The sequence below is a fragment of the Staphylococcus sp. HMSC055C03 genome, assembly GCF_001809385.1.
Classification (GTDB): Bacteria; Bacillota; Bacilli; order Staphylococcales; family Staphylococcaceae; genus Staphylococcus; species Staphylococcus simulans.
The window spans coordinates 237,793-259,944 of sequence record NZ_KV797491.1 but is presented as its reverse complement, the minus strand read 5'-3'; the positions used below and the strand labels follow the sequence as shown (position 1 = coordinate 259,944).

22 protein-coding genes and 1 riboswitch are annotated in these 22,152 nt (G+C 34.8%); of the genes, 15 read left to right on the top strand and 7 right to left on the bottom strand.

The window, feature by feature from the left end; genetic code table 11:
• The first annotated feature begins 19 nt into the window (after positions 1-19).
• From HMPREF2603_RS06645 to thiC, 3 genes are all read left to right on the top strand, one after another.
• Entirely contained in the window at positions 20-1,006 is a 987-nt protein-coding gene (locus HMPREF2603_RS06645; protein WP_060803840.1) for an MsnO8 family LLM class oxidoreductase, read from the top strand.
• A gap of 18 nt (positions 1,007-1,024) precedes the next feature.
• Positions 1,025-1,636, top strand: coding sequence for a GNAT family N-acetyltransferase (locus HMPREF2603_RS06640; protein ID WP_060803841.1), 612 nt, complete (start codon positions 1,025-1,027; stop codon positions 1,634-1,636).
• Between the two features lie 89 nt (positions 1,637-1,725).
• Positions 1,726-1,824: riboswitch (TPP riboswitch) on the top strand.
• Positions 1,825-1,993: 169 nt separating this feature from the next.
• Complete coding sequence (thiC, locus tag HMPREF2603_RS06635; RefSeq protein ID WP_060803842.1) at positions 1,994-3,739, top strand: phosphomethylpyrimidine synthase ThiC; 1,746 nt, start codon at positions 1,994-1,996, stop codon at positions 3,737-3,739.
• Between the two features lie 67 nt (positions 3,740-3,806).
• On the opposite strand, the gene HMPREF2603_RS06630 is transcribed toward thiC, so the two are convergent.
• Positions 3,807-4,094, bottom strand: a complete 288-nt coding sequence (locus HMPREF2603_RS06630) for a hypothetical protein (RefSeq protein WP_002481949.1) — start codon at positions 4,092-4,094, stop codon at positions 3,807-3,809.
• Between the two features lie 624 nt (positions 4,095-4,718).
• Here HMPREF2603_RS06630 and opp3b point away from each other — a divergent pair.
• The 5 genes from opp3b to HMPREF2603_RS06600 are packed head-to-tail and all read left to right on the top strand — an operon-like array spanning position 4,719 to position 10,390.
• Positions 4,719-5,648 (top strand): oligopeptide ABC transporter permease, encoded by a 930-nt coding sequence (gene opp3b / locus HMPREF2603_RS06620; RefSeq protein ID WP_060803844.1) that lies wholly within the window; start codon positions 4,719-4,721, stop codon positions 5,646-5,648.
• Positions 5,645-6,685: an oligopeptide ABC transporter permease gene (gene opp3C, locus HMPREF2603_RS06615; protein WP_057510797.1), complete on the top strand. Its 1,041-nt coding sequence runs from the start codon at positions 5,645-5,647 to the stop codon at positions 6,683-6,685. The genes opp3b and opp3C overlap by 4 nt, the downstream gene beginning before the upstream one ends.
• Before the next feature lie 18 nt (positions 6,686-6,703).
• On the top strand, positions 6,704-7,786 hold the full coding sequence (locus HMPREF2603_RS06610) for an ABC transporter ATP-binding protein (RefSeq protein WP_060803845.1): 1,083 nt from the start codon (positions 6,704-6,706) through the stop codon (positions 7,784-7,786).
• Positions 7,783-8,721 carry an ABC transporter ATP-binding protein gene (locus HMPREF2603_RS06605; protein WP_060803846.1) on the top strand — a complete coding sequence of 313 codons (939 nt, stop codon included), beginning with the start codon at positions 7,783-7,785 and terminating at the stop codon, positions 8,719-8,721. The genes HMPREF2603_RS06610 and HMPREF2603_RS06605 overlap by 4 nt, the downstream gene beginning before the upstream one ends.
• Before the next feature lie 46 nt (positions 8,722-8,767).
• On the top strand, positions 8,768-10,390 hold the full coding sequence (locus HMPREF2603_RS06600) for a peptide ABC transporter substrate-binding protein (protein ID WP_060803847.1): 1,623 nt from the start codon (positions 8,768-8,770) through the stop codon (positions 10,388-10,390).
• A gap of 103 nt (positions 10,391-10,493) precedes the next feature.
• On the opposite strand, the gene trpS is transcribed toward HMPREF2603_RS06600, so the two are convergent.
• Complete coding sequence (gene trpS, locus HMPREF2603_RS06595) at positions 10,494-11,489, bottom strand: tryptophan--tRNA ligase (RefSeq protein ID WP_002481950.1); 996 nt, start codon at positions 11,487-11,489, stop codon at positions 10,494-10,496.
• 421 nt (positions 11,490-11,910) lie between these two features.
• Between trpS and spxA the strand changes: the two genes are divergently transcribed.
• From spxA to pepF, 3 genes are all read left to right on the top strand, one after another.
• A complete protein-coding gene (spxA, locus tag HMPREF2603_RS06590) occupies positions 11,911-12,309 on the top strand; it encodes a transcriptional regulator SpxA (RefSeq protein ID WP_002481951.1) in 399 nt (132 codons plus the stop codon).
• 312 nt (positions 12,310-12,621) lie between these two features.
• On the top strand, positions 12,622-13,341 hold the full coding sequence (gene mecA / locus HMPREF2603_RS06585; RefSeq protein WP_002481952.1) for an adaptor protein MecA: 720 nt from the start codon (positions 12,622-12,624) through the stop codon (positions 13,339-13,341).
• A 206-nt stretch (positions 13,342-13,547) separates the two neighbouring features.
• Positions 13,548-15,356: an oligoendopeptidase F gene (gene pepF / locus HMPREF2603_RS06580; RefSeq protein ID WP_023015808.1), complete on the top strand. Its 1,809-nt coding sequence runs from the start codon at positions 13,548-13,550 to the stop codon at positions 15,354-15,356.
• Between the two features lie 343 nt (positions 15,357-15,699).
• On the opposite strand, the gene HMPREF2603_RS06575 is transcribed toward pepF, so the two are convergent.
• From HMPREF2603_RS06575 to HMPREF2603_RS06555, 5 genes are all read right to left on the bottom strand, one after another.
• Entirely contained in the window at positions 15,700-16,029 is a 330-nt protein-coding gene (locus tag HMPREF2603_RS06575) for a hypothetical protein (protein WP_002481954.1), read from the bottom strand.
• 17 nt (positions 16,030-16,046) lie between these two features.
• Complete coding sequence (locus tag HMPREF2603_RS06570; RefSeq protein ID WP_060803848.1) at positions 16,047-17,213, bottom strand: C47 family peptidase; 1,167 nt, start codon at positions 17,211-17,213, stop codon at positions 16,047-16,049.
• Between the two features lie 237 nt (positions 17,214-17,450).
• Entirely contained in the window at positions 17,451-18,236 is a 786-nt protein-coding gene (gene yjbH / locus HMPREF2603_RS06565) for a protease adaptor protein YjbH (protein WP_060803849.1), read from the bottom strand.
• 15 nt (positions 18,237-18,251) lie between these two features.
• Positions 18,252-18,623 (bottom strand): truncated hemoglobin YjbI, encoded by a 372-nt coding sequence (locus HMPREF2603_RS06560; protein WP_070502004.1) that lies wholly within the window; start codon positions 18,621-18,623, stop codon positions 18,252-18,254.
• 102 nt (positions 18,624-18,725) lie between these two features.
• On the bottom strand, positions 18,726-19,298 hold the full coding sequence (locus tag HMPREF2603_RS06555; protein WP_060803850.1) for a CYTH domain-containing protein: 573 nt from the start codon (positions 19,296-19,298) through the stop codon (positions 18,726-18,728).
• 154 nt (positions 19,299-19,452) lie between these two features.
• Between HMPREF2603_RS06555 and HMPREF2603_RS06550 the strand changes: the two genes are divergently transcribed.
• From HMPREF2603_RS06550 to HMPREF2603_RS06535, 4 genes are read left to right on the top strand one after another with little or no spacing between them, the layout of a single operon-like run.
• Positions 19,453-19,800 (top strand): UPF0738 family protein, encoded by a 348-nt coding sequence (locus tag HMPREF2603_RS06550; protein ID WP_002480403.1) that lies wholly within the window; start codon positions 19,453-19,455, stop codon positions 19,798-19,800.
• A 16-nt stretch (positions 19,801-19,816) separates the two neighbouring features.
• Positions 19,817-20,452 (top strand): GTP diphosphokinase, encoded by a 636-nt coding sequence (locus HMPREF2603_RS06545; RefSeq protein ID WP_002480404.1) that lies wholly within the window; start codon positions 19,817-19,819, stop codon positions 20,450-20,452.
• Positions 20,453-20,460: 8 nt separating this feature from the next.
• Entirely contained in the window at positions 20,461-21,270 is an 810-nt protein-coding gene (locus HMPREF2603_RS06540; RefSeq protein ID WP_002480405.1) for an NAD kinase, read from the top strand.
• Positions 21,267-22,145, top strand: coding sequence for an RluA family pseudouridine synthase (locus HMPREF2603_RS06535; RefSeq protein WP_060803851.1), 879 nt, complete (start codon positions 21,267-21,269; stop codon positions 22,143-22,145). Before HMPREF2603_RS06540 ends, HMPREF2603_RS06535 begins: the two co-directional genes overlap by 4 nt.
• The last annotated feature ends 7 nt before the right edge of the window (positions 22,146-22,152 follow it).

Below are 22,152 nucleotides of genomic sequence, written 5' to 3'. Positions count from 1 at the left end.
AAGAACAGGAGAGGGTTATATGTTGCCGGTCAGTATATTAGACCAAACGCCCATTACTAAAAATCAAACGTCACAAGAAGCTTTAAAACAAACGATAGAACTTGCGCAACTTGCAGATCAATTAGGATATACACGTTATTTAGTCGCAGAACATCATAATTTGAAAGATGTGATTGGAACATCTCCAGAAATCTTAACGATGCATTTATTGAATCAAACTAAAAATCTACGCATAGGTTCTGGTGGTGTTATGTTGCAGCATTATCATCCGCTTAAAATAATCGAACAATTTCATTTAATGGATGAATTATCTAACCATCGTGTAGATTTGGCGGTAGGAAAAGCACCAGGAGGATATCCTAAGGTAACTGAGATCTTAAAAGAAGAGTTGAAAGAGAACTACTTTTCATTTGATGAGAAATTTGAGATATTGAATCGCTTGAACACTCAAAATTTTGATAATTCATCTAAATACGCAGGATTAAAAACGTCCAAACGTCAAAGTGAGACCTCAAGTGTACCTGTATATTTACTGGGCACGAGTTTAAATTCAGTAATACAAGCTGCAGAAGCTAAAGTTGGTGTCATCTATGCATTCTTTATTAACGCTGAACAAGAAGCGCTAGAGGAGGCTTTAGAGGCTTATAAATCACGCTTCCCAGAAGGACGCTTTATTGTAAGTATACCCGCAATGGTTACAGCAGTTGGTGATAATCAATTACCATTTCGATTTTCACAACGTCATTTTGAATTGATTTCTAAAGATGGCAGACGCACGGTTTTAAATACTAAAGCACAAGTTGATGATTATTTATCACAAACTGATGAAAAATTTGAAGTGACAGAAAAACGTATGCATATTATTAGTGGGAATAAGGAAGAAGTCCAAAGCAAGTTAGATGAAATTAATAGGAAGCATATGATTGATGAGTGGATGTTGCACATGCCGATTCCAAATCATAAATTGCGTATGAATACAGTAAGACAACTTGCACCAACAAACTAGAAAAAAGGAGCGCTAAGCGTGAATGATACTATAAAAATAACTTCAGCATCACGTGATTTTGATCAAGCTGGACATTTAAGCTATGTCGCGATTGGTGATATGTGTCATGCGATGTTAGGGAGTCAGAATGACCGATTAATTGAACACTATATGCAGAAAATGTATCGCAAGAAAAAGAATCGCTTCAGCTATGAACATACACTTCAAGCAACGATTAATGATAAAGTAGCAGGGTTGATGACATGTATGCCATATCGTGACTTAGAACGAAGTTTAGTTTCGACAGTCATTCAAATTGCTTTGTTAAAACACATTTTTGTGTTTCCGCATATTTTGAATTATTATCAATCTATCTTGTCATTAATTTGTATGCAAGAGGGTGAAGATGATGAGTATCATGTCAGTATGTTATCTGTTTCATCCGAGTTTCAACGTAGAGGTGTCGGACAAGCTTTGTTAGAAGAAGCGGAACATAAAGCTAAAGCAGCAGGATTTAATAAGATTTCGCTAACTGTAAATCAAATCAATTACAAAGCAAATGCTCTATATCAAAAGTTAGGTTATGAAAAAGCGGGTGAAGCAAAAGCCTCAATGATTACATTAAATAGAATGAGAAAACACTTAACTTAATAACATAACTATGACTTTTAAAATGTGATACCGCACATTGACTTGTATAATAGATTGTTGAATGTTAGTATAAAAATGTAAATTAAATATCTCATTGCTAGGGGTGCCGAAATGGCTGAAAGATATACCATCAACCCTTTGAACCTGATCTAGTTAGTACTAGCGTAGGGAAGCGTACATAGATGATTAAGAAACAGAAATTCAATATGACGATAGATGGACATAGAGATATGTTTATTTTTAGTTGTATATGTATAAAATCCTTACGCATTCATAAAATTATGAATGCGTTTTCTTATTTGTCTTGTCTTGATGTTTTATAGGCCTCCTAGCAATGATGCAGGGAGGAATTATTTTATGAAACAAGAAGAAATTGAATTGAAAAAAGGTTTTCCAGCAAGCAGACGTGTCTTTAAACAAGGGGCAGATGAAGATATTCGTGTGCCGTTTCGTGAAATTGAACTCAGTGATACGGTGACAGATTATAGCACACAAAAGAACGAACCTCTTACAGTGTATGATACAGCGGGTGTATATCACGAAGAAGGTTATGAAGTAGACGTCCAAAAAGGTATTCCGAAATTACGTTCTAACTGGATTGAAGCGCGTGAAGATATAGAAGTATATGAAGGACGTAAGGTGCAATCGATTGATAATGGCTTTAAAAAAGAAGGTCATCATAAATTCGTTGAAACGCCATTTAAATATCAGCCTAAACGTGCACAAGAAGGTAAACGTGTGACACAAATGTATTATGCAAAACAAGGTATCATCACAAAAGAAATGAAATTTGTAGCTGCACGCGAAGGTGTCGAACCAGAATTTGTCAGAGATGAAATTGCGAGAGGTCGCGCAATTATTCCTAATAACGTGAACCATCCTGAATCTGAACCGATGATTATTGGTAAAAACTTCCAAGTAAAAATTAATGCGAATATCGGTAATTCTGCAGTGTCTTCATCGATTGAAGCGGAAATTGAAAAATTAGTATGGGCTACACACTGGGGTGCAGATACAATTATGGATTTATCTACAGGTAAAAACATTCATGCGACACGTGAATATTTATTAAGAAATTCACCTGTTCCTGTAGGTACAGTTCCAATTTATCAAGCATTGGAAAAAGTGAATGGTATTGCGGAAGATTTAACATGGGAAATCTATCGTGACACATTAATTGAACAAGCAGAACAAGGTGTAGACTACTTTACTATCCATGCAGGTGTATTACTACGTTATGTTCCATTAACTGTTGATCGTTTAACAGGCATTGTTTCCCGTGGAGGTTCTATTATGGCGCAATGGTGTTTAGCGCATCACGAAGAAAGCTTCTTATATGAATACTTTGATGATATTTGTGAAATCTTAAATCGTTATGATATTGCGGTCTCTTTAGGAGATGGATTAAGACCAGGTTCAATTTATGATGCGAACGATGAAAGCCAAATTTCAGAATTAAAAACATTAGGTGAATTAACAGATATCGCTTGGAAACATGATGTTCAAGTTATGATTGAAGGTCCAGGACATATTCCAATGCATAAAATCAAAGAAAACCAAGATTTAGCAGATTTTTACTGTAAAGAAGCACCGTTCTATACATTAGGACCACTTACAACAGACATCGCACCAGCTTATGACCATATCACATCTGCCATCGGAGCAGCACAAATCGCAAGTCATGGTACCGCAATGCTTTGTTATGTTACACCTAAAGAACACTTAGGTTTACCAAATAAAGACGATGTACGTGAAGGTGTAATTACTTATAAAATTGCAGCACATGCGGCAGATTTAGCGAAAGGCTTGAAAGGTGCATCAGAACGTGATGATGCAATTAGTAAAGCACGTTTTGAATTCCGTTGGATTGACCAATTCAATTTATCTTTAGATCCAGAGCGTGCGCGTGAATATCATGATGAAACCTTACCAAAAGAGTCAGCAAAAGTTGCACACTTCTGTAGTATGTGCGGACCTAAATTCTGTTCAATGCGTATTTCTCATGATTTACGTCAACATCATTTTGATGAGCAAGAAAGACAAGATGCGATGAAAGAAAAAGCGAAAGATTTCGTAGAACAAGGCAGTAAGATTTATCAATAGTTAGAAGCAAACTAATAAAGATAGCACCAGTACAAGAAAATTAATGTACTGGTGCTGTTTTTTTTACTTATAGCGCATGGAAAACCGCAATAAAAACTGTACCGATATAAAAAGTCAAACTCGCGTAAATCCAAAAGTAATTCGTACCGATAGATTCAGCACGTTGTTGAGCATTATGAAAGAACGGAAGGTTACCGTTTTTAATCAATGAAACACCCACAAAGAATGCAAAAACGATAAATGAACCAATAAATAAAATTGTGTTAATAACCATATCGTAATGTACAAAAAGACTATACCCCACATAAATCGTTGCTGCGATACAAGCTACTGTTCTTATTATTGTAGAAAGCATGTGCTACACCTCTCATTCATTTTATATCGTTATTATATAACATTTAAGTTAATAGAGGTATTACTATTTAGATTGTTCAAGGCAAGAAAGATAAAATAAGAAATGCTTTTCTAAATCAATGAGAATGAAATAAAGCAATAAAAATAGTAGCAATAAAGAAACTAAGACTGATTAAAATCCAAAAGTAATTAGGTTTTCTAATTTGAGAGACTTTCTTGTAATGATCAAACAAGGTATCAGGTATTTTAGATTGTTTCTTTTTACTGATTTTTGAATTAAATCGACTAAAAACGTAGTTTAAAAGATGTAAGGAACCGTTAAAAATCAATGGTTTTATAACAAGTAAAGCAAATATTAAAAATGAACATACGAATAAAAGAGAATTAAGTGATTCATTAAAATAGACAAACAAGCTAATCAAACTATATGCAATTAAAATAATTGAGATTGAAATTTTATAGATTTTTGGTTGCAAAGCCAAGCCACCTCTTCGATATGATATGCAATTATTATAGTGTATTTTTATTACTAATGAAATAAAAATCTTTATTGCACTAAACCAAGAAAGTGGGTATAATACGCTTATCAAAAGATTCAGAAAATACAAGCGAGAGAGTGAACAACATGATTAAGTATATACTACAAAGAATAGGCTTTATGGCCATCACGCTTTTTTTAATTATGTCTATCACATTTTTCTTAATGAAACTGATGCCAGGATCTCCATTTAACGATGAAAAGCTGAGTGCTGCGCAGAAAGCGATTATTAATGAAAAATATGGTTTGAACGATAGTTTGCCTGTTCAATATGTACATTATTTAGGAAAAGTAATCAAAGGAGATTTCGGAGTATCTTTTCAATACGATAATAAAGAGGTTTGGTCTCTTATACAACCCCGTTTAGGGCCTTCAATGGAAATTGGATTGTATGCCATGATTGTTGCTGTAATATTCGGTATCTTATTCGGATTGATTTCAGCATTTAAAAAGAATACATGGATTGATTATACATCTACTGTTATTACAGTCTTTGCCATTTCGGTTCCTGCTTTTGTACTTGCTGTATTGCTGCAATATTTCTTGGCAGTGAAATTAGCAATTTTCCCAGTTAGTGGATGGACATCATTAGAGTCTGCTGTATTACCGACTGCTTCGTTAGGACTAGGATTGATAGCAGTTATTGCAAGGTATATCAGATCAGAAATGATTGAAGTGTTGAGTTCTGATTATATTTTATTAGCAAGAGCTAAAGGATTATCAGAACCAAGAATTTTATTTGTGCACGCGTTACGTAATACTTTAATTCCACTTGTAACGGTTGCAATTCCAATGTTAGCCAGCGTTTTAACAGGAACGCTTACAATTGAAACAATTTTTGCCATACCAGGTATTGGTGATCAATTTGTAAGATCAATTCAAACTAATGATTATCCAGTTATTATGGCATTGACATTATTATTCAGTTTCTTATTTGTAGTTTCAATTTTTGTTGTAGATATTCTTTATGGCATTATCGATCCACGAATCAGAACACAAGGAGGTAAAGAATCATGACGCAATTATCATCAGAGACTAAGTCATCAAATGAACTAAAGCGTGTTGATTTATCGAAGTTCAGATTCAGAACGATTGATGTGAACGATATTGAGAAAAATGAAAGAGAATATCATTCGACAGCTAAGCATGTCTGGTTGCAAATTCGTAAAAATAAAGCAGCTTTTTACGGCATGATCGGATTAATCATACTCGTATTATTTGCACTAATAGGGCCACTTGTTAGTTCATATACGTATTATGAACAAGATACAAACAGTGCCAATTTACCGCCTAAAATACAAGGCTTAGATAAAGTGTCATTTTTACCGTTTGATGGTAAGGACGCGAGTGGTCGTGATTTATATGCAGAACAACATGTTGAAAAATACCATTGGTTCGGTACAGATAATTTAGGTCGCGATATTTGGACGAGAACATGGAAGGGTACACAAATTTCAATCTTTATCGGTTTAGTAGCCGCTTTTATGGATGTCACAATCGGAGTGACCTATGGGGCGATATCAGGTTATCTTGGCGGTAAAACAGATTTATTCTTACAACGTTTAATTGAGATATTAAGCTCGATTCCTAACTTGATTGTATTGATTTTATTTGTGCTTATTTTTGAACCATCGATATGGACTATCATTTTAGCCATGAGTGTGACAGGTTGGATTGGGATGAGTCGTATTACACGTGGTCAATTTATGAAATTAAAAAATGAAGAGTTTGTATTAGCTGCACGCTCTTTAGGCGTTTCAAATTTAAAAATTATTTTCAAACATATTTTACCAAATGCAACTGGAGCAATCATTGTAACCTCTATGTTCACAGTACCAAGTGCAATTTTCTTCGAAGCATTTTTAAGCTTTATCGGACTTGGTATCCCAGCACCACAAGCTTCTTTAGGTTCTCTTGTGAATACTGGTAGAAAGTTCTTATTAACATTCCCGTATCAATTGTTTATTCCGGCGATTGTTTTAAGTCTATTAATACTTTGTTTCTATTTGTTTAGTGACGGAATTCGAGATGCATTTGATCCTAAATCAGAATAAACATCAGGAGTGTAACATATGAATAAGATATTAGAAATCAAGAATTTATATATAGATTTTCATTTAGACAATGGCGTTGTTCAAGCCGTTCGTAATGTAAGCTTGAATTTAGAAGAAGGGGAAACATTAGCAATTGTAGGGGAATCAGGTTCTGGTAAATCTGTATTAACAAAAGCTATTACAAAATTATTGCCACCAAGAATAGCTAAAATCAAAGAAGGCAGTGTTATTTTTGAAAATAAAAATCTTGTTGATTTAACGAATAAAGAACTGCAATCAATTAGAGGTAAAGAAATCTCAATGATTTTCCAAGATCCAATGACAGCATTGAACCCAACAATGAAAATTGGAAAGCAAATCACCGAATTATTAAAAGTACATAAAGGGATAGGACATAACGAAGCCAAACAAGAAGCTATCAAAGTACTTGAAAGCGTGGGTGTACCTAATGCGGAGAAACGGTTTAATTATTATCCGCATCAATTTTCAGGTGGGCAACGTCAACGTATTGTTATTGCAATGGCATTAATATTAGATCCTAAAATCATTATTGCGGATGAACCGACAACAGCGCTAGATGTATCAGTTCAAGCAAAAATATTAGAACTATTTAAAGCATTACAACAAGAATATAAAACTTCCATCATCTTTATTACTCATGATTTAGGTGTTGTTGCGAATGTTGCGGATAAAGTAGCGGTAATGTATGCAGGTGAAATTGTAGAATATGGCACAGTGAATGAAATATTCTATGATCCAAAACATCCGTATACATGGGGATTATTAGGTTCAATGCCACATTTGGAAACTGATAAGTCTGTTAAATTAGCCTCAATTCCAGGTTCGCCGCCAGATTTAATGTTCCCACCGGTGGGTGATGCATTCGCAAGACGAAGCGACTATGCGATGGACATTGATTTTGAACAAGCACCGCCAACATATCAATTCAGTAAAACACATTATGCTAAATCATGGTTATATCATGAAGCAACACCAGCATTTGAAGTACCTGATGCAGTTAAAGTGTTGAATGAAGAGTTTGAAGAAGAGACTTTTGAAAAACCTTTACTTCTTCAAGTAGAGGAGGAAAGTAAAGCATGACAGAGCCAATTTTAGAAGTGAAACATGTCAAAAAGTATTTTAATATCGGTAAACCGAATGAAGTGAGAGCGGTTGATGATGTCAGCTTAACGGTTTTTAAAGGAGAAACATTCGTACTTGTTGGTGAATCAGGTTGTGGGAAATCAACACTAGGCAGAACGATTATGCATTTGTATCAAGCAACAGATGGTGAAATTATCTTTGAAGGTAAGGATTCTCAAAAAATAAAATCACGAAAAGAAAAACTGGAATTCACACAGAATGTCCAAATGATTTTCCAAGATCCATATGCTTCTTTGAATCCTAGATTTAAAATTATCGATATTATCTCGGAAGGGTTAGATGTACAAAAGTTACATCAATCAAAAGAAGAAAGAAAACAACGTGTGTTTGAACTGCTTGAATTAGTAGGTCTTAATAAAGAAAGTGCTTATCGTTATCCGCATGAATTTTCAGGTGGGCAACGTCAACGTATCGGTATTGCACGTGCCTTAGCAGTGAATCCTAAGCTTATTATTGCTGATGAACCTATTTCAGCATTAGACGTTTCTATTCAAGCTCAGGTGGTTAACTTGCTTCAAGAGCTTCAAGAAAGCATGGGATTAACAATACTATTTATTGCTCATGATCTATCTATGGTCAAATACATTTCGGATCGTATTGGCGTGATGTATAAAGGTAAAATTGTTGAACTTGGAGATGTGGAAGAAATTTACAAAAATCCGCTTCACCCATACACAAAATCTTTATTATCAGCTATTCCGATTTCAAATCCGAATATTGAACGCCAAAGACAAATAATTGAGTATCATCCTGAAGATGACAGCAACATTGGCTTTAAACGCTCTGAAGCGTTGAAATTATATGAAGTGAAAGATAAACATTTTGTTTATTGTACTGAAGAAAAAGCGAAAGCATTAGCACAACAACTCTAGTATATTAATTCATTAATATAAATTACATCAGAAAGAAGGAAACAACATGAATAAGAAAGCTAAGATAGCTACTGGTATTCTGTCGTCGCTTTTAGTATTGACAGCATGTTCTAGTGGCGGAGGCAACGCAGGTAAAGACGAAAAGACATTGAAAATCGCGGAATCAGCAGATATCCCGACATTAGATCCATCAAAAGCGACTGACGCTGTTGCATTCACACAATTCGAACAAATTTATGAAGGCCTTTATAAAGTAGGTAAAGGAGATGAAATTATCCCTGCACTTGCGAAAGGCGAACCTAAAAAATCAGATGATGGTAAAACATGGACAATTAAACTTCGTGACGATGCAAAATGGTCTAATGGTGATCCTGTTACAGCTGATGACTTCGTATATTCATGGCGTAGAACTGTAAACAAAGACACAGCTGCTGAATATGCTTACATGTTCGAAAACATTAAAAATGCCAAAGAAATTACTGAAGGTAAGAAAAAAGTAGAAGAACTTGGTGTTCAAGCAGTAGACAAACACACATTGAAAATTGAATTGGTTAAAGACTTACCATATATGAAAGCTTTATTAGCATTCGGTAGTTTTTTACCTCAAAATGAAAAATTCGTCAAAGACCATGAGAAAAATTTTGGTACAACTGACAAAGATGTTATCTTCAACGGTCCATTCAAATTGGAAAATTGGAAAAATGAAGACTCTTGGGACTTAGTTAAAAATGATAAATACTACAACAAAGACAAAATCAAATTAGAAAAAGTTCACTATAAAGTTGTTAAAGAAGCACAAACAGCAGTGAATATGTTTGAATCTAAAGATTTAGATTATGTAAGAAGTTTAACACCTGAAAACATCAAAAAATATAACGGCAACAAAAACTATAAAACAACACCTGAATCAGCTGTCTTCTTCTTAAGAGTCAATGAAACTAAGAATAAAGACTTAGCAAATGAAAACTTAAGAAAAGCTATTGCGAAATCAATCGACAGAGAAACATTCGTTAAAAAATTATTAGACAATGGTTCTGCAGCGACTGATAAATTAACAGCAAAAGGTATCGTTAAAGAAGATGGTCGTGATTACACTGATGGCGTTAAATCATCTTTAAGCTATGATGCTAAAGAAGCAAAAGCATACTATGAAAAAGCTAAAAAAGAATTAGGTAAAGATAAATTTGAAATTGAATTCTTAACATACGACAAAGATAATGCAATTACTGAAACAGAATTTATGAAAGCACAAATCGAGAAAAACTTACCTGGTGTGACTTTAAAAATCAAACAATTACCATTCAAACAAAAATTAAAAGTAGAATCTGAGAAAAACTATGACATTTCATATGCTGGTTGGGCTCCTGACTATCCAGATCCAACAACATTCTTAGATTTATTCAAAAAAGACAGTCCACACAACCAAACTGGTTATGCTAGTGATGAATATGATGGTTTATTAGAAAAAGCTAACTCTGATACAGCGCTTAAAAATCCTGCTGAACGTTTAAAAACTTTACAACAAGCAGAAGATAAAGTATTAGAAAGTGGTAACGTTGTACCATTGTATCAACGTGGTCTAGCTCAACTTTTAAGAACTAATGTAAAAGGATTAGAAAATCATCAAGTAGGTCCTGATTACAGCTTAGATAAAGTAGAATTGAAATAATTGAATAAATAAGATTAAGCACTGTTACTTTTTTAGTAATGGTGCTTTTCTTATGAATAAAAAAACAAGCACTCACAAGAGCACTTGTTCAATAGGTCACTATTTATCTTTTGCGTTTACGGCCTAAGCCCATCGCATTTTCCATTTTTTGTAATGTACGTGAAGAAGCTTTAATAGCTTTGTCTCGACCAAGATCTAAGATTTCATCTAGTTTATCTGAATGGTAGTAATCGTTATAGCGTTCTTGGAATTCTGTTAAGAAGTTTTTAACGACTTCTGCTAAATCACCTTTAAAGTCGCCATAACCTTTGCCTTCATAACGTTTTTCAAGGTCTGAGAATGATTCGTCAGTTAGGCTTGAATAAATAGAAAGAAGATTGCTGATACCTGGTTTATTATCTTTGTCATATTTAATGATACCATCTGAGTCAGTTACAGCACTTTTGATTTTTTTAGCTGCTGTATTTGGATTGTCTAATAAAGAGATGTAGTTTTTTGTATTATCATCACTTTTACTCATTTTTTTAGTAGGGTCTTGAAGACTCATGACACGACCACCGATTTTCGGCATACGTACTTCTGGTTTTACTAAGACATCGTTGTAGCGGCTGTTGAAGCGGTCTACAAGATTTCTTGTTAATTCAAGATGTTGTTTTTGGTCTTCGCCGACAGGTACGATATTCGTATTGTAAAGTACGATATCAGCTGCCATAAGTGGCGGATAAGTTAAAAGACCAGCAGGGATACCTTCTGTTTGTTTAGATGATTTATCTTTGAATTGTGTCATACGTTCTAATTCGCCTACAGAAGAAATAGTTGTCAGCATCCATCCTGCTTGAACGTGTGCAGGAACCTCTGATTGAATAAATAATGTTGATTTTTCTGGGTCGATTCCTGATGCTAAGTAAATTGCGGCTAATTGACGGATGCGCTCACGCAATTTCAGTCTGTCCTGCGGTACTGTAATCGCATGTTGATCTACGATGCAGAAGAAACAATTATAATCATCTTGGACTTCACTGAATTGTTTAAGTGCACCGATGTAGTTGCCTAATGTTGGAATTCCACTTGGTTGAATTCCTGAAAATAGAGTTTCCATTTAAGATGCCCACTTTCTTACGTAATATAGTAATGGTTTCATTATAGCAGTATTTTAAATATTTGTAATGTGTGTTAAAATATAGATGTAGCTAAATTTTTAACCTCATACCCGTGTGGCATTTTATATTCAAAATATTGAAAAGCTATCGTCATTTTAGCTATTCGATCTCAAGAATTCGGTATGTTTTAAATTTTCTATAAATAATCCTTTTTTTCTCATTTAATTTTAATGTTGAAAGGGTATACTTTAATCATAGAGTTAAGAGAAGGAAATTTTAACGTGTAGACAAAGTTTAAGTTGAAAGTAACACGAGTTATTTGGACATAGATGAGTACTGCGTTTTGATTTTAGATAAATTCCTTAACTAAATCAACAAAATCAATGAATTTAATTCATGATAAATAGGAGAGTGAGATGTATGGTAACACTATTCACATCACCAAGCTGCACATCTTGCCGTAAAGCGAAAGCATGGTTACAAGAACATGACATTCCGTATACGGAGCGTAACATTTTTTCAGAACACTTAACAATTGATGAAATTAAACAAATCTTAAAAATGACAGAAGACGGAACAGACGAAATTATTTCAACTCGTTCTAAAACATATCAAAAACTAAACGTGGACATTGATTCATTACCACTACAAGAATTATATACAATTATTCAAGATAACCCAGGCTTATTACGTCGTCCGATTATCTTAGATGAAAAACGTTTACAAGTTGGTTATAACGAAGATGAAATTCGTCGTTTCTTACCAAGAAAAGTGCGTACGTTCCAACTACAAGAAGCGCAACGTATGGTAGACTTATAGGATTTAAAATCCAATTAAATGAATGTGAGGGGCTGCAGTGCAAAAGTACTGTGGCTTTTTGCATGTAATAAAAAAGATCAACTACTGATATAAGTAGTTTTTATAGAGTGTTTTCAGGGAATATGTTATTATAATAGGCCAACGGTAGAGCAGTTATGCCTTTATAAACAAATAAATTGTAATTTGCACACCGTTTTTATACAATATGGGTACTATTCTAGGTTGTCGACAAAGTAGACGCTGCCTAGACTCTAGAAAAGTTTGTCTAAAGTCTAGATATTGCTATTCATCGACTGTAAGGAGTGAGATGATATGAGAATAGAGCGCGTAGATGATACAACAGTTAAACTTTTCATAACGTATGGTGACATTGAAGCAAGAGGTTTCAAAAGAGAAGACTTATGGACAAACCGTCAACGTGGTGAAGAATTCTTCTGGTCAATGATGGAAGAAATCAATGAAGAAGAAGACTTTGTAGTTGAAGGTCCATTATGGATTCAAGTACATGCTTTTGAAAAAGGTGTGGAAGTCACTATTTCTAAATCTAAAAACGAAGAAATGATGAACTTAAATGATGATAGTATGAACAGTGAATTCGATCGTCAATTAAACGAATTGCTTGAACAGACTTTCGAAGAAGAACATGAAGAAGCTGAACAAAAACAGCAATCACGTTCAAATCGCTCTCAAGCAAGAGATCGTTTCCAACAACCACGTCGTACTAATGGTCGTTTAGTTATTGTTAAATTTGAAGATTTAGAATCTGTCATTGATTATGCACATCACCATAATCAACCAACTGATGACTTTGAAGATTTATTATATATGTTGAATAACGAATATTATTATGCAATTCATTTTGATGACAGCGTAGTAGAAGAAACAATCAATGACTTCTACAGTCAATTGTTAGAATTTGCAACGCCAAGTGATCATTCTGAAGTTTATTTAAATGACTACGGTAAAATCATTATGAGCCATAATGTAACTGCACAAGTACGTCGTTTCTTTAACGATACAACAGAAGCATAATATAAATTTAATTGATTAAACCTGTCCTTGTTGGACAGGTTTTTTCTATTTCCTGGGAAATGGAATGACAACGTTGAGGTGTAGAAGTTTTGTTTTGAATTTGTATTGTTTCTTCTATACAAGTTAATAGAGGTAATGACGTGCAAAATAAACGAAATAATGAGAAAATCTAAGTATTGACATTAGCATAAGAGGAGGCTTTTTTTATGAGTCAACAATTAACAAGAGAACAACAAGAACAAAAATATCCTGAGTATACTTGGGATCTAACAACAATCTTTGAAAGCGATGAAGCATTTGAAGCAGCGTTTAAAGAAGTAGAAGGCTATTTAGGTGCTGAAGAGAAATTCAAAGGGCACTTAGGGGACAGCGCTGAAACGCTATATGAAGCATTAGCTTTAGAAGATAAAATTGAAACTGAACTTGAAAAGGTCTATGTCTATGCACACTTAAAACAAGACCAAGATACAGGCAACGATAAATATACTGGCTATGAAGCTCGTGCGCATCAACTTGCGATTAAATTAAGCTCAAGCTGGAGTTTCTTAGTACCTGAAATCTTACAAATTGATGAAGAGACAATTCAAAAATTCATCGATGAAAATAAAGACTTAGAACGTTATGCCTTTGATTTAAAATTAATTAATGAAGAACGTCCGCATGTCTTAAGTGCAGATAAAGAAAAATTATTAACAGAAGCGCAAGATGCTTTATCAACACCATCTAACGTATATGGTATGTTCAGTAACGCAGATTTAGAATTTGAAGATGCGGTAGATAAAGATGGTAATAAACACCCATTAACTCAAGGTACGTTTATTAAATATTTAGAATCTGATGATCGTGAACTTCGTCGTTCAGCATTCAGAAACTTATATAAAGCTTATGGTGCTTACAACAATACTTTAGCAGCGACATTAACAGGTGAAGTGAAAAAACATGTGTTCAATGCGCGTACACACAATTATAAAACTGCTCGTGAAAAAGCTTTAAGCAACAACCATATTCCTGAAGCGGTTTATGATAACTTAGTTAAAACAGTACACAAATATCTGCCATTATTACATCGTTACACTCAATTACGTAAAGATGTTTTAGGTTTAGAAGATATGAAAATGTATGACCTCTACACACCATTAGTGAAAGATATCAAATTTGAAATGCCTTATGATGAAGCTGTGGAATGGATGTTAAAAGCTTTAGAACCAATGGGTGATGAATATTTAGATGTCGTTAAAGAAGGTTTAAATAATCGTTGGGTCGATGTGTATGAAAACAAAGGTAAACGCTCAGGCGGTTATTCTTCAGGTGCACATTTAACAAACCCATTCATCTTATTAAACTGGTCAGATACAGTCTCAGACTTATTTACATTGATTCATGAGTTTGGTCACTCAACGCATAGCTACTTCAGCAGAAAATTCCAACCATCTAATCATAGTGATTACTCAATCTTCGTCGCAGAAGTTGCTTCTACAACAAACGAAGCATTGTTGAGTGATTATATGGAGAAAAATTTAGATGATGAGCGCAGATTGCTCTTATTAAACCAAGAATTAGAACGTTTCCGTGCGACATTATTCCGTCAAACAATGTTCGCAGAGTTCGAGCATAAAATTCACCAAATTGAAGAAGCAGGGGAACCACTAACTGCAAATCGTATGAATGAAGAATATGCGAAATTAAATCGTGAATACTTCGGTGATATTGTAGAAACTGATGAAGATATCAGTAAAGAATGGTCACGTATTCCGCACTTCTATATGAATTATTATGTTTATCAATATGCGACAGGTTACAGTGCAGCACAAAGTTTAAGTTATCAAATCTTAAATGAAGGTAAACCTGCAGTAGATCGTTATATCAATGAATTCTTGAAAAAAGGAAGCTCTAATTATCCGATTGAAATCTTAAAAAATGCAGGTGTAGATATGACAACACCAGAACCAATCGAACAAGCATGTAAAATGTTTGAACAGAAATTAGATGAATTTGAAAAACTAATTAAAGCGTAAAGTTTGTGAAATCGTTTACAATATGACAAGTTTGTGACAAAAACGTTTTCATGGGTTAAGCGCCTTGAAATAGGGTTTGGCACGTGGTATATTATGACCATGAAATTAATCACATAACAAACATACCCCTTTGTTTGAAGTGAAAAATTTCTCCCATCCCCTTTGTTTAGCGCCGTGTATTCAGACACGGCGTTTTTTTTATGCTTAAATTTAATAAAGTGAATTTTAAAATTTTATAGATACATATAGAAAAGCGCCGGCAGTCATGGTAGGGGTTACCATGAAACTGCCGGCGTCTTGTTTATTGCGCGATAGGTGTAGAGAGATGTATTTTAGATAAGGATTAACCTTTTTCTAAAATATAAGGCTGAGAACTGCCCATACGATCAGCATTGATCACTTGATAGCTGACGTGTTGTAAATCTTTTTTCTTTAAACAAATGACAAAATCTGAGTCAGATGTCGGCGTTAAGGCGATTTCGTCATCTGTTGTACTGATAGATTTAATTTCATAAACATCTTCTAAAGTGCTTGGGATTGAATAAAGTATACGTATATCTAAAGAGAGGGTATCGTCTTGACTTAGCCACTCTCCTTGGAAATGATTTAACAGCGTTTCTTCTGAATCAGATAACGAGTTGAGATATTTCACATTAATACTAGTTGTTTCCATATTAGCTATCCGTCCTTTTAGAAACCAACAACAGAACCGTACCAGTGGTAATGGTCACCATTAGACACAGGAATCACGTTACTGTCTGCTGGTTGTAATGAATAATCACGATCCCAAGGATTCCAGAATACAATGACTTGTTGGTTATCTGCAGTAACTGCGTTACCTACAACTGCCATTGCATGTCCAGCATGCATACCTTGAGTCGCTTCAATTTGTTTTCCTAGTATTGCTATACCCTTATTGTCCTTAGTATATTGGTCTACCATATTAAAACTTGGCATTCCATTATAATAAGATGTATTTTTACCTTGAGCACGGCCGTATTGAATCATTTCATCTGCAGTCAAACCAGTGAATTGGAATGCTTGACCAGATAGTCCGGGGTGGATTTGATGCATAACGTCTTGTGCTCTATATTGGCTTGTGTTTTTAGTAGCGTTTAATAATGCAACCATTGTATAACCTGCACACCAACCATTGTTGCCTTGTTGTTCACGAATTTGGAAGTTAGGTAGTAAGTTGACATATTTAGTCGCAACACTGCTGTGTGTAGCTTCTGTTTGTGTCGCATTAACGGTTTGTTTTAATTCTAAATTCGGAACTGCAGGTGTTGACGGTTTTGTTTTATCATTTGGTAATTTTGTTTGCATGACTAGATCTAAACGTTTGTCATGTTCAATGTAGTAACCGTCTTTATTTGTGAATATTGTAATAGGGGTATTGTTTTGGCGATATTGATTTAATTCGTCAGAGATGAATTTTGAAATACGCACACTATAGTTGGCATTATTTTTATTTGCGTGTACGTCATTTTCACTCTTAGGCGTTACAGTGAGGATATACTTAATTGTGTCGCCTTGCATAACAGGGTAGTAGAAGTTGCCATCCTCTTGGCCATTGAATTTGTAGATTTTAAAGGAGTGACCGAGTTTGAATTCTCCGTTATTACCGGAACGATCAATTTGAGAAAGGGCTTGTGCATAACTTGAGAAGTGTTGTTTCGCTTCTTGTTTTGCTTGACCCGGAACATCGGTGTTATCAACTTTAATTTTAAGTGAATCGGATGAAGCATTTGCGGTAGTTGTTTGTTGTGTGACGTATGACAATGCACCGCTGATGACCATGATGGCTGCAAGCAGCAACATGGAAGCATTTTTGAAAAATGTTTTTGCTATATTCAATTGCTATTCCTCCATTCAATAAAATTGATTTGTGAAATATCTCATTTTTAATATAACATAAAAGAATTTAAAAAATAGGGTAGTTTTTAAGTATTTGATATTACTATCGGTTTCTAGTTTGTGATAAGAATAATTGATAATTTTATTAAATGAAAACAATTGAATATGATTGGGTTGTGCGGGTTTAAATAAAATAAAAAAACACTTGTCGCAATGACAAGTGTTCCACTCGAGCTATTATTTAGCTTTCCAGAATTCTCCTTCTGGACTGCTTAATTTTTCAATTTTTTGTTGTAAAGCTAGTTTTTTCAATTCTTTTTGCAGCAATTTTTTCGGCCATTCATAGATTGTTAGTAACTCTTCTAGTGTAACGAATTGCTGTTCTTGAATATACGTTTCAAGTTTAGGCGGTAATTCCTTTTCTATAGGTGTGCCCATTAATTCATTAATGATATAAGTATAAATGTGGTAAGGATATAAGCCTTCGACTTTTAAACCTTCTTCGGTTACATCTTCATTGAAAAAGACAAGAGAAGGTGCTTGATCGACTTCCATTTCTCTCGCAATATGCAAGTCGACTTTCAGACTTTCAGTGAGCTTTCCACTCTTTAAATCTTCTTTGAATACGTCATAATCCAAACCTGCATTCTTCGCAGACGCTTCAATCATATTTTCAGTGATAATATCACGTTTCGGTATAATTTCATTCTGCATTAAATGAATAAAACGTTCTGCACGTGCACGCCCTTGAAGTTCAGCAGCTTTATATGCCAATGCGATATTATCGTTTTCTGAACTACTTTGAGCTTGGCACTTCGTCAGTATGCGTAAGGATGGGTTTAATATATGACGAATACGGATATATTGTTTATATTCAACTCTTAATTTAGATAGTATTGCGGATAGTTTAAAACAATCTTCATCAAACGGATCGAAGAAAGAATAAATTTCTATCTTGCTCACAGGTGAAAGGTTCATTTCATCTTGTCTATGATTACATATTAACTTTAACTCTTCAGACATCTCATTCACCTACAATTAATTTTCAGAATTAACCATATGATTTGCGGTCAATCGCAATCTTTCATATAGGTATTCATCAACACCCGCACGCAGCTCTGCATGTTGAATCGCTTTATTCATATTTTCTAACCAAGCATCTCGTTCAAAGGTTGTTATGCGAAAATCCATATGTCTCATTTTTAACATCGGATGGCCATGTTCTTCAGTATAAAGTGCTGGGCCTCCTAGAAACTGCGTTAAAAATTGTTTTTGTTTTCGACTGGTTTCCGCAAAATCACCAGGGAAGAGGTGGTTGATTCTTTCATCTTGTTCAACAAGAGAATAAAAGTAATCTATCATGTGATATAGACGTTCTTGGCCTATTACTTCGTAAGGTGTCAAAGCCATTTTCTCACCCTGTTTCTTTAATATATATCTAATATAACATGAATTTTTACAATTAAAAGTAATACGACTTTTGACTGAGTGCTACCGAATTGTGCTTAATGATTATTTGTTTTTTACTTCAAAAAAGCGAGCGACTTTATTTTTAGGAATATACGATTGAATATTGAAATCTTGTAAGATTTCTTGAAACTTCTTCAAACCTTCTTCGGGTTGTTCCACTTCAAATTCAAGCTCGAAATCCTCAGTACCAAGGTATTCGCTATGATCTAGTACAAGGAGACCTTCATCAATCTCTGTCTCCATGCGGTGGGTAGTTAATGCCCCTAATACATAAAGTTGTGTAACATCTATACCTGTTTCTTGTAAGACAGAATGAATCGGATCTGGCAGTTTGTCAGGTGTAAGATGCATGTCTTGTTTTGGCACGACTTCAGTCATGTGATTATATTCAGTTAAACCTACTTTAGCAGGTACTTTTAATGTCATTTCATACGTGTCATCAATTTCACGAATTCTGAGTGCCATCAAGTGTTCAGCTAAAGCGAAATCCGGTGTATCAATATAATGATTTTTTTGCGTAAAAGGTTTTAATGTATTAAAATATCTATTTCTTAATGCTTCGTATTGATTATGTGTCAGTAGTTGCTTATATTCGATTTCTTGATTAATAGTCATCAGTTCACCTCTGTGACTATATATTATGGACGATTTGAAAACTATTTGAAAGTATTTCAATTTATAGGCTTCGTGATACAAAGCATTTAGGTTGTGTAATGAGTGATGTACATATGTTAAAATAAGTAGGAATAACACAAGGAGGATTTAGGTTATGCGTATTTATGTGAACGAAATAAAAGTGAAAGATGATGGCATTTATTGCTATACAGATAAATCGACAGAAGGGTTGACTGAAGCAGGGCAAATGCTCGTTGATAGTGACAATTACGGGTTTGCTCATATCCTTGATGATGGACAATCCTATTCCTATCTTATCTTTGTGCAAGAGACTTGGTCTATGCTTCATGAAAATAAGGGGAAAGCAATTTATGTAAATGACGATTTAAAATTAGAACAATTTGACCAAGAGTTAGATTATATCTTAAGTAATATCAAAGGGAACTCAAACTATGGTAAGGATTTTGTGGCGGAAGTCGAAAAAACGTTTGAGTTAGAGTGAAGCGGAGTGAATCGCAATGAATCAATGGGATCGATTTTTAGCACCTTATAGACAAGCAGTTGAAGAACTTAAAGTAAAATTAAGAGGTTTGCGTAAAATTTATGATTTAGAAGCCGATGCGTCGCCAATCGAATTTGTAACCGGACGTGTGAAGCCGTTGACAAGTATTATTGAAAAAGCGACTGAGCGCGATATATCATTTGATCATCTGCATGAAGAAATGTATGACATCGCTGGTTTACGTATTATGTGCCAGTTTGTGGATGATATACCCGTTGTCGTTAATCTGCTTAGACAACGCAGAGACTTTAAAGTTGTTGAAGAAAGAGATTATATCAACAATACAAAAGAAAGCGGCTACCGTTCATATCATGTGATTATTCAGTATCCGATTGAAACGTTGGATGGGCAACGTTCGATATTAGCTGAAATTCAAATCAGAACGCTAGCGATGAATTTTTGGGCGACTATTGAGCATACTTTACGTTATAAATACGATGGAGACTATCCTCCTGAAATTCAAAAACGCTTAGAAAATGCGGCAGAAGCTGCCTTTTCACTAGATGAAGAGATGTCTGAGATCAAAGACGAAATACAAGAAGCACAACGTTACTATTCTAAAAAACGTGCGAAAAAACATAATCAAGAGTGAGGTGCTTTATGCGTTATTATATCGTGTCTAAAGGGGACCACAAATCAAACAGCATCAAAGAAAATATGGAAGCACAAATGGAAGCGAACAATATGATTAAAGATGCCGACGAACCTGAAATTGTTATTTCTGTCGGCGGGGATGGAACTTTATTAGAAGCCTTCCATCAATATTGTCATCGTGTGAATGAAACTGCATTTGTCGGTGTACATACAGGGCATTTAGGATTTTATGCAGATTGGCTGCCGCATGAAGTAGATAAATTAATAGAAGAAATTGCAGATGGAGATTACGAAGTCATTCAGTATCCTTTAATCGATATTATTGTGAACTACAACGATGACAAAGAACCTTCACATCATATCGCACTGAATGAAGCAACGATGAAAACTGAAGATAATACAACACTTGTAGCAGATGTTAATTTACGTGGACAACACTTTGAAAGATTTAGAGGAGACGGTTTATGTATTTCCACTCCTTCAGGATCAACTGCCTACAACAAAGCACTTGGCGGTGCTTTGATTCATCCTTCGTTGCGCGCAATTCAATTGACTGAAATTGCATCCATCAATAACCGTGTGTTCCGTACAGTCGGTTCACCGATTGTTATGCCAGAACATCATTATTGTCTGATTACACCAGTCGATCAACGCGTGATTATGACATCTATCGACCACGTTACAACGAAACATCACAATGTAGAAAGTATTGAATATCGTGTAGCTAAACAGCGTGTACGATTTGCACGTTTCAGACCATTTCCATTCTGGAAACGCGTCCACGATTCATTTATTTCTGACGGCAGAGACGAATGAAATTTCACTATGACATTGAAACACCGGTTTTATTAAAGACTTTTTTACAAGAACAATTTTATTCAAAGAAAATGATAAGTGCCATTAAACAAAATGGCGCTTTACTTGTAAATAAGCAACCTGTAACTGTGCGAAAACAAATGACAGAAGGCGATACATTAGAAGTTGTGCTGCCTGAGGAGAGACCAAGTCAGAATTTAATCTATTATCATGCACCGTTAGATGTTTTATATGAAGATGATTATTATTTAGCCGTTTCAAAGCCTGCACATCAAAATTGTGCGCCGTCTAGAGAACATCCGCATGAAAGTTTGATTGAACAAGTTTTGGCATATTTAAACCCAGATAGTAGTCAAACGGTTATCGTGCCGCATATTGTGACACGACTAGACCGTAATACACAGGGTATCGTATTGTTTTCTAAGCATGGACATTTTCATCACAGAATGTCTGACGTAAAAATGGAGAAAATATATCAATGCATTTGTTTTGGATTATTATCTGGAGAAGGCGATATTATTGCGCCAATCGCACGAAAATCTGACAGTATTATTGAACGTCAGGTCAATGAAACAGGCAAGTATGCAAAAACCAGTTACCAAACCTTTTCAGCGTGTGACCGTTTTACATTAAGCCGCGTACAGCTGCATACTGGACGAACCCATCAAATTCGTGTGCATTTTCAATATATAGACCATCCACTTGTCGGAGACAGTTTATACGGCGGCACACACCCATCCATACAAGGACAAGCGCTTGTATGTACGGATTTAAAGTTTATCCACCCTGTGACACATAAATCGGTAGTTTTAAAGGATAGCGTAAGGCAAAAAGCACTTGAGGACCTTTTTCAACAGCTTTGTAGAGAGAGTTAAGAAGTAA

Coding starts and splice junctions, on each gene's coding strand:
- HMPREF2603_RS06645 (WP_060803840.1), top strand. CDS start 20: ATGTTGCCGGTCAGTATATTAGACCAAACGCCCATTACTAAAAATCAA.
- thiC (WP_060803842.1), top strand. CDS start 1,994: ATGAAACAAGAAGAAATTGAATTGAAAAAAGGTTTTCCAGCAAGCAGA.
- HMPREF2603_RS06630 (WP_002481949.1), bottom strand. CDS start 4,094: ATGCTTTCTACAATAATAAGAACAGTAGCTTGTATCGCAGCAACGATT.
- opp3b (WP_060803844.1), top strand. CDS start 4,719: ATGATTAAGTATATACTACAAAGAATAGGCTTTATGGCCATCACGCTT.
- opp3C (WP_057510797.1), top strand. CDS start 5,645: ATGACGCAATTATCATCAGAGACTAAGTCATCAAATGAACTAAAGCGT.
- HMPREF2603_RS06610 (WP_060803845.1), top strand. CDS start 6,704: ATGAATAAGATATTAGAAATCAAGAATTTATATATAGATTTTCATTTA.
- HMPREF2603_RS06605 (WP_060803846.1), top strand. CDS start 7,783: ATGACAGAGCCAATTTTAGAAGTGAAACATGTCAAAAAGTATTTTAAT.
- HMPREF2603_RS06600 (WP_060803847.1), top strand. CDS start 8,768: ATGAATAAGAAAGCTAAGATAGCTACTGGTATTCTGTCGTCGCTTTTA.
- trpS (WP_002481950.1), bottom strand. CDS start 11,489: ATGGAAACTCTATTTTCAGGAATTCAACCAAGTGGAATTCCAACATTA.
- spxA (WP_002481951.1), top strand. CDS start 11,911: ATGGTAACACTATTCACATCACCAAGCTGCACATCTTGCCGTAAAGCG.
- mecA (WP_002481952.1), top strand. CDS start 12,622: ATGAGAATAGAGCGCGTAGATGATACAACAGTTAAACTTTTCATAACG.
- pepF (WP_023015808.1), top strand. CDS start 13,548: ATGAGTCAACAATTAACAAGAGAACAACAAGAACAAAAATATCCTGAG.
- HMPREF2603_RS06575 (WP_002481954.1), bottom strand. CDS start 16,029: ATGGAAACAACTAGTATTAATGTGAAATATCTCAACTCGTTATCTGAT.
- yjbH (WP_060803849.1), bottom strand. CDS start 18,236: ATGTCTGAAGAGTTAAAGTTAATATGTAATCATAGACAAGATGAAATG.
- HMPREF2603_RS06560 (WP_070502004.1), bottom strand. CDS start 18,623: ATGGCTTTGACACCTTACGAAGTAATAGGCCAAGAACGTCTATATCAC.
- HMPREF2603_RS06555 (WP_060803850.1), bottom strand. CDS start 19,298: ATGACTATTAATCAAGAAATCGAATATAAGCAACTACTGACACATAAT.
- HMPREF2603_RS06550 (WP_002480403.1), top strand. CDS start 19,453: ATGCGTATTTATGTGAACGAAATAAAAGTGAAAGATGATGGCATTTAT.
- HMPREF2603_RS06545 (WP_002480404.1), top strand. CDS start 19,817: ATGAATCAATGGGATCGATTTTTAGCACCTTATAGACAAGCAGTTGAA.
- HMPREF2603_RS06540 (WP_002480405.1), top strand. CDS start 20,461: ATGCGTTATTATATCGTGTCTAAAGGGGACCACAAATCAAACAGCATC.
- HMPREF2603_RS06535 (WP_060803851.1), top strand. CDS start 21,267: ATGAAATTTCACTATGACATTGAAACACCGGTTTTATTAAAGACTTTT.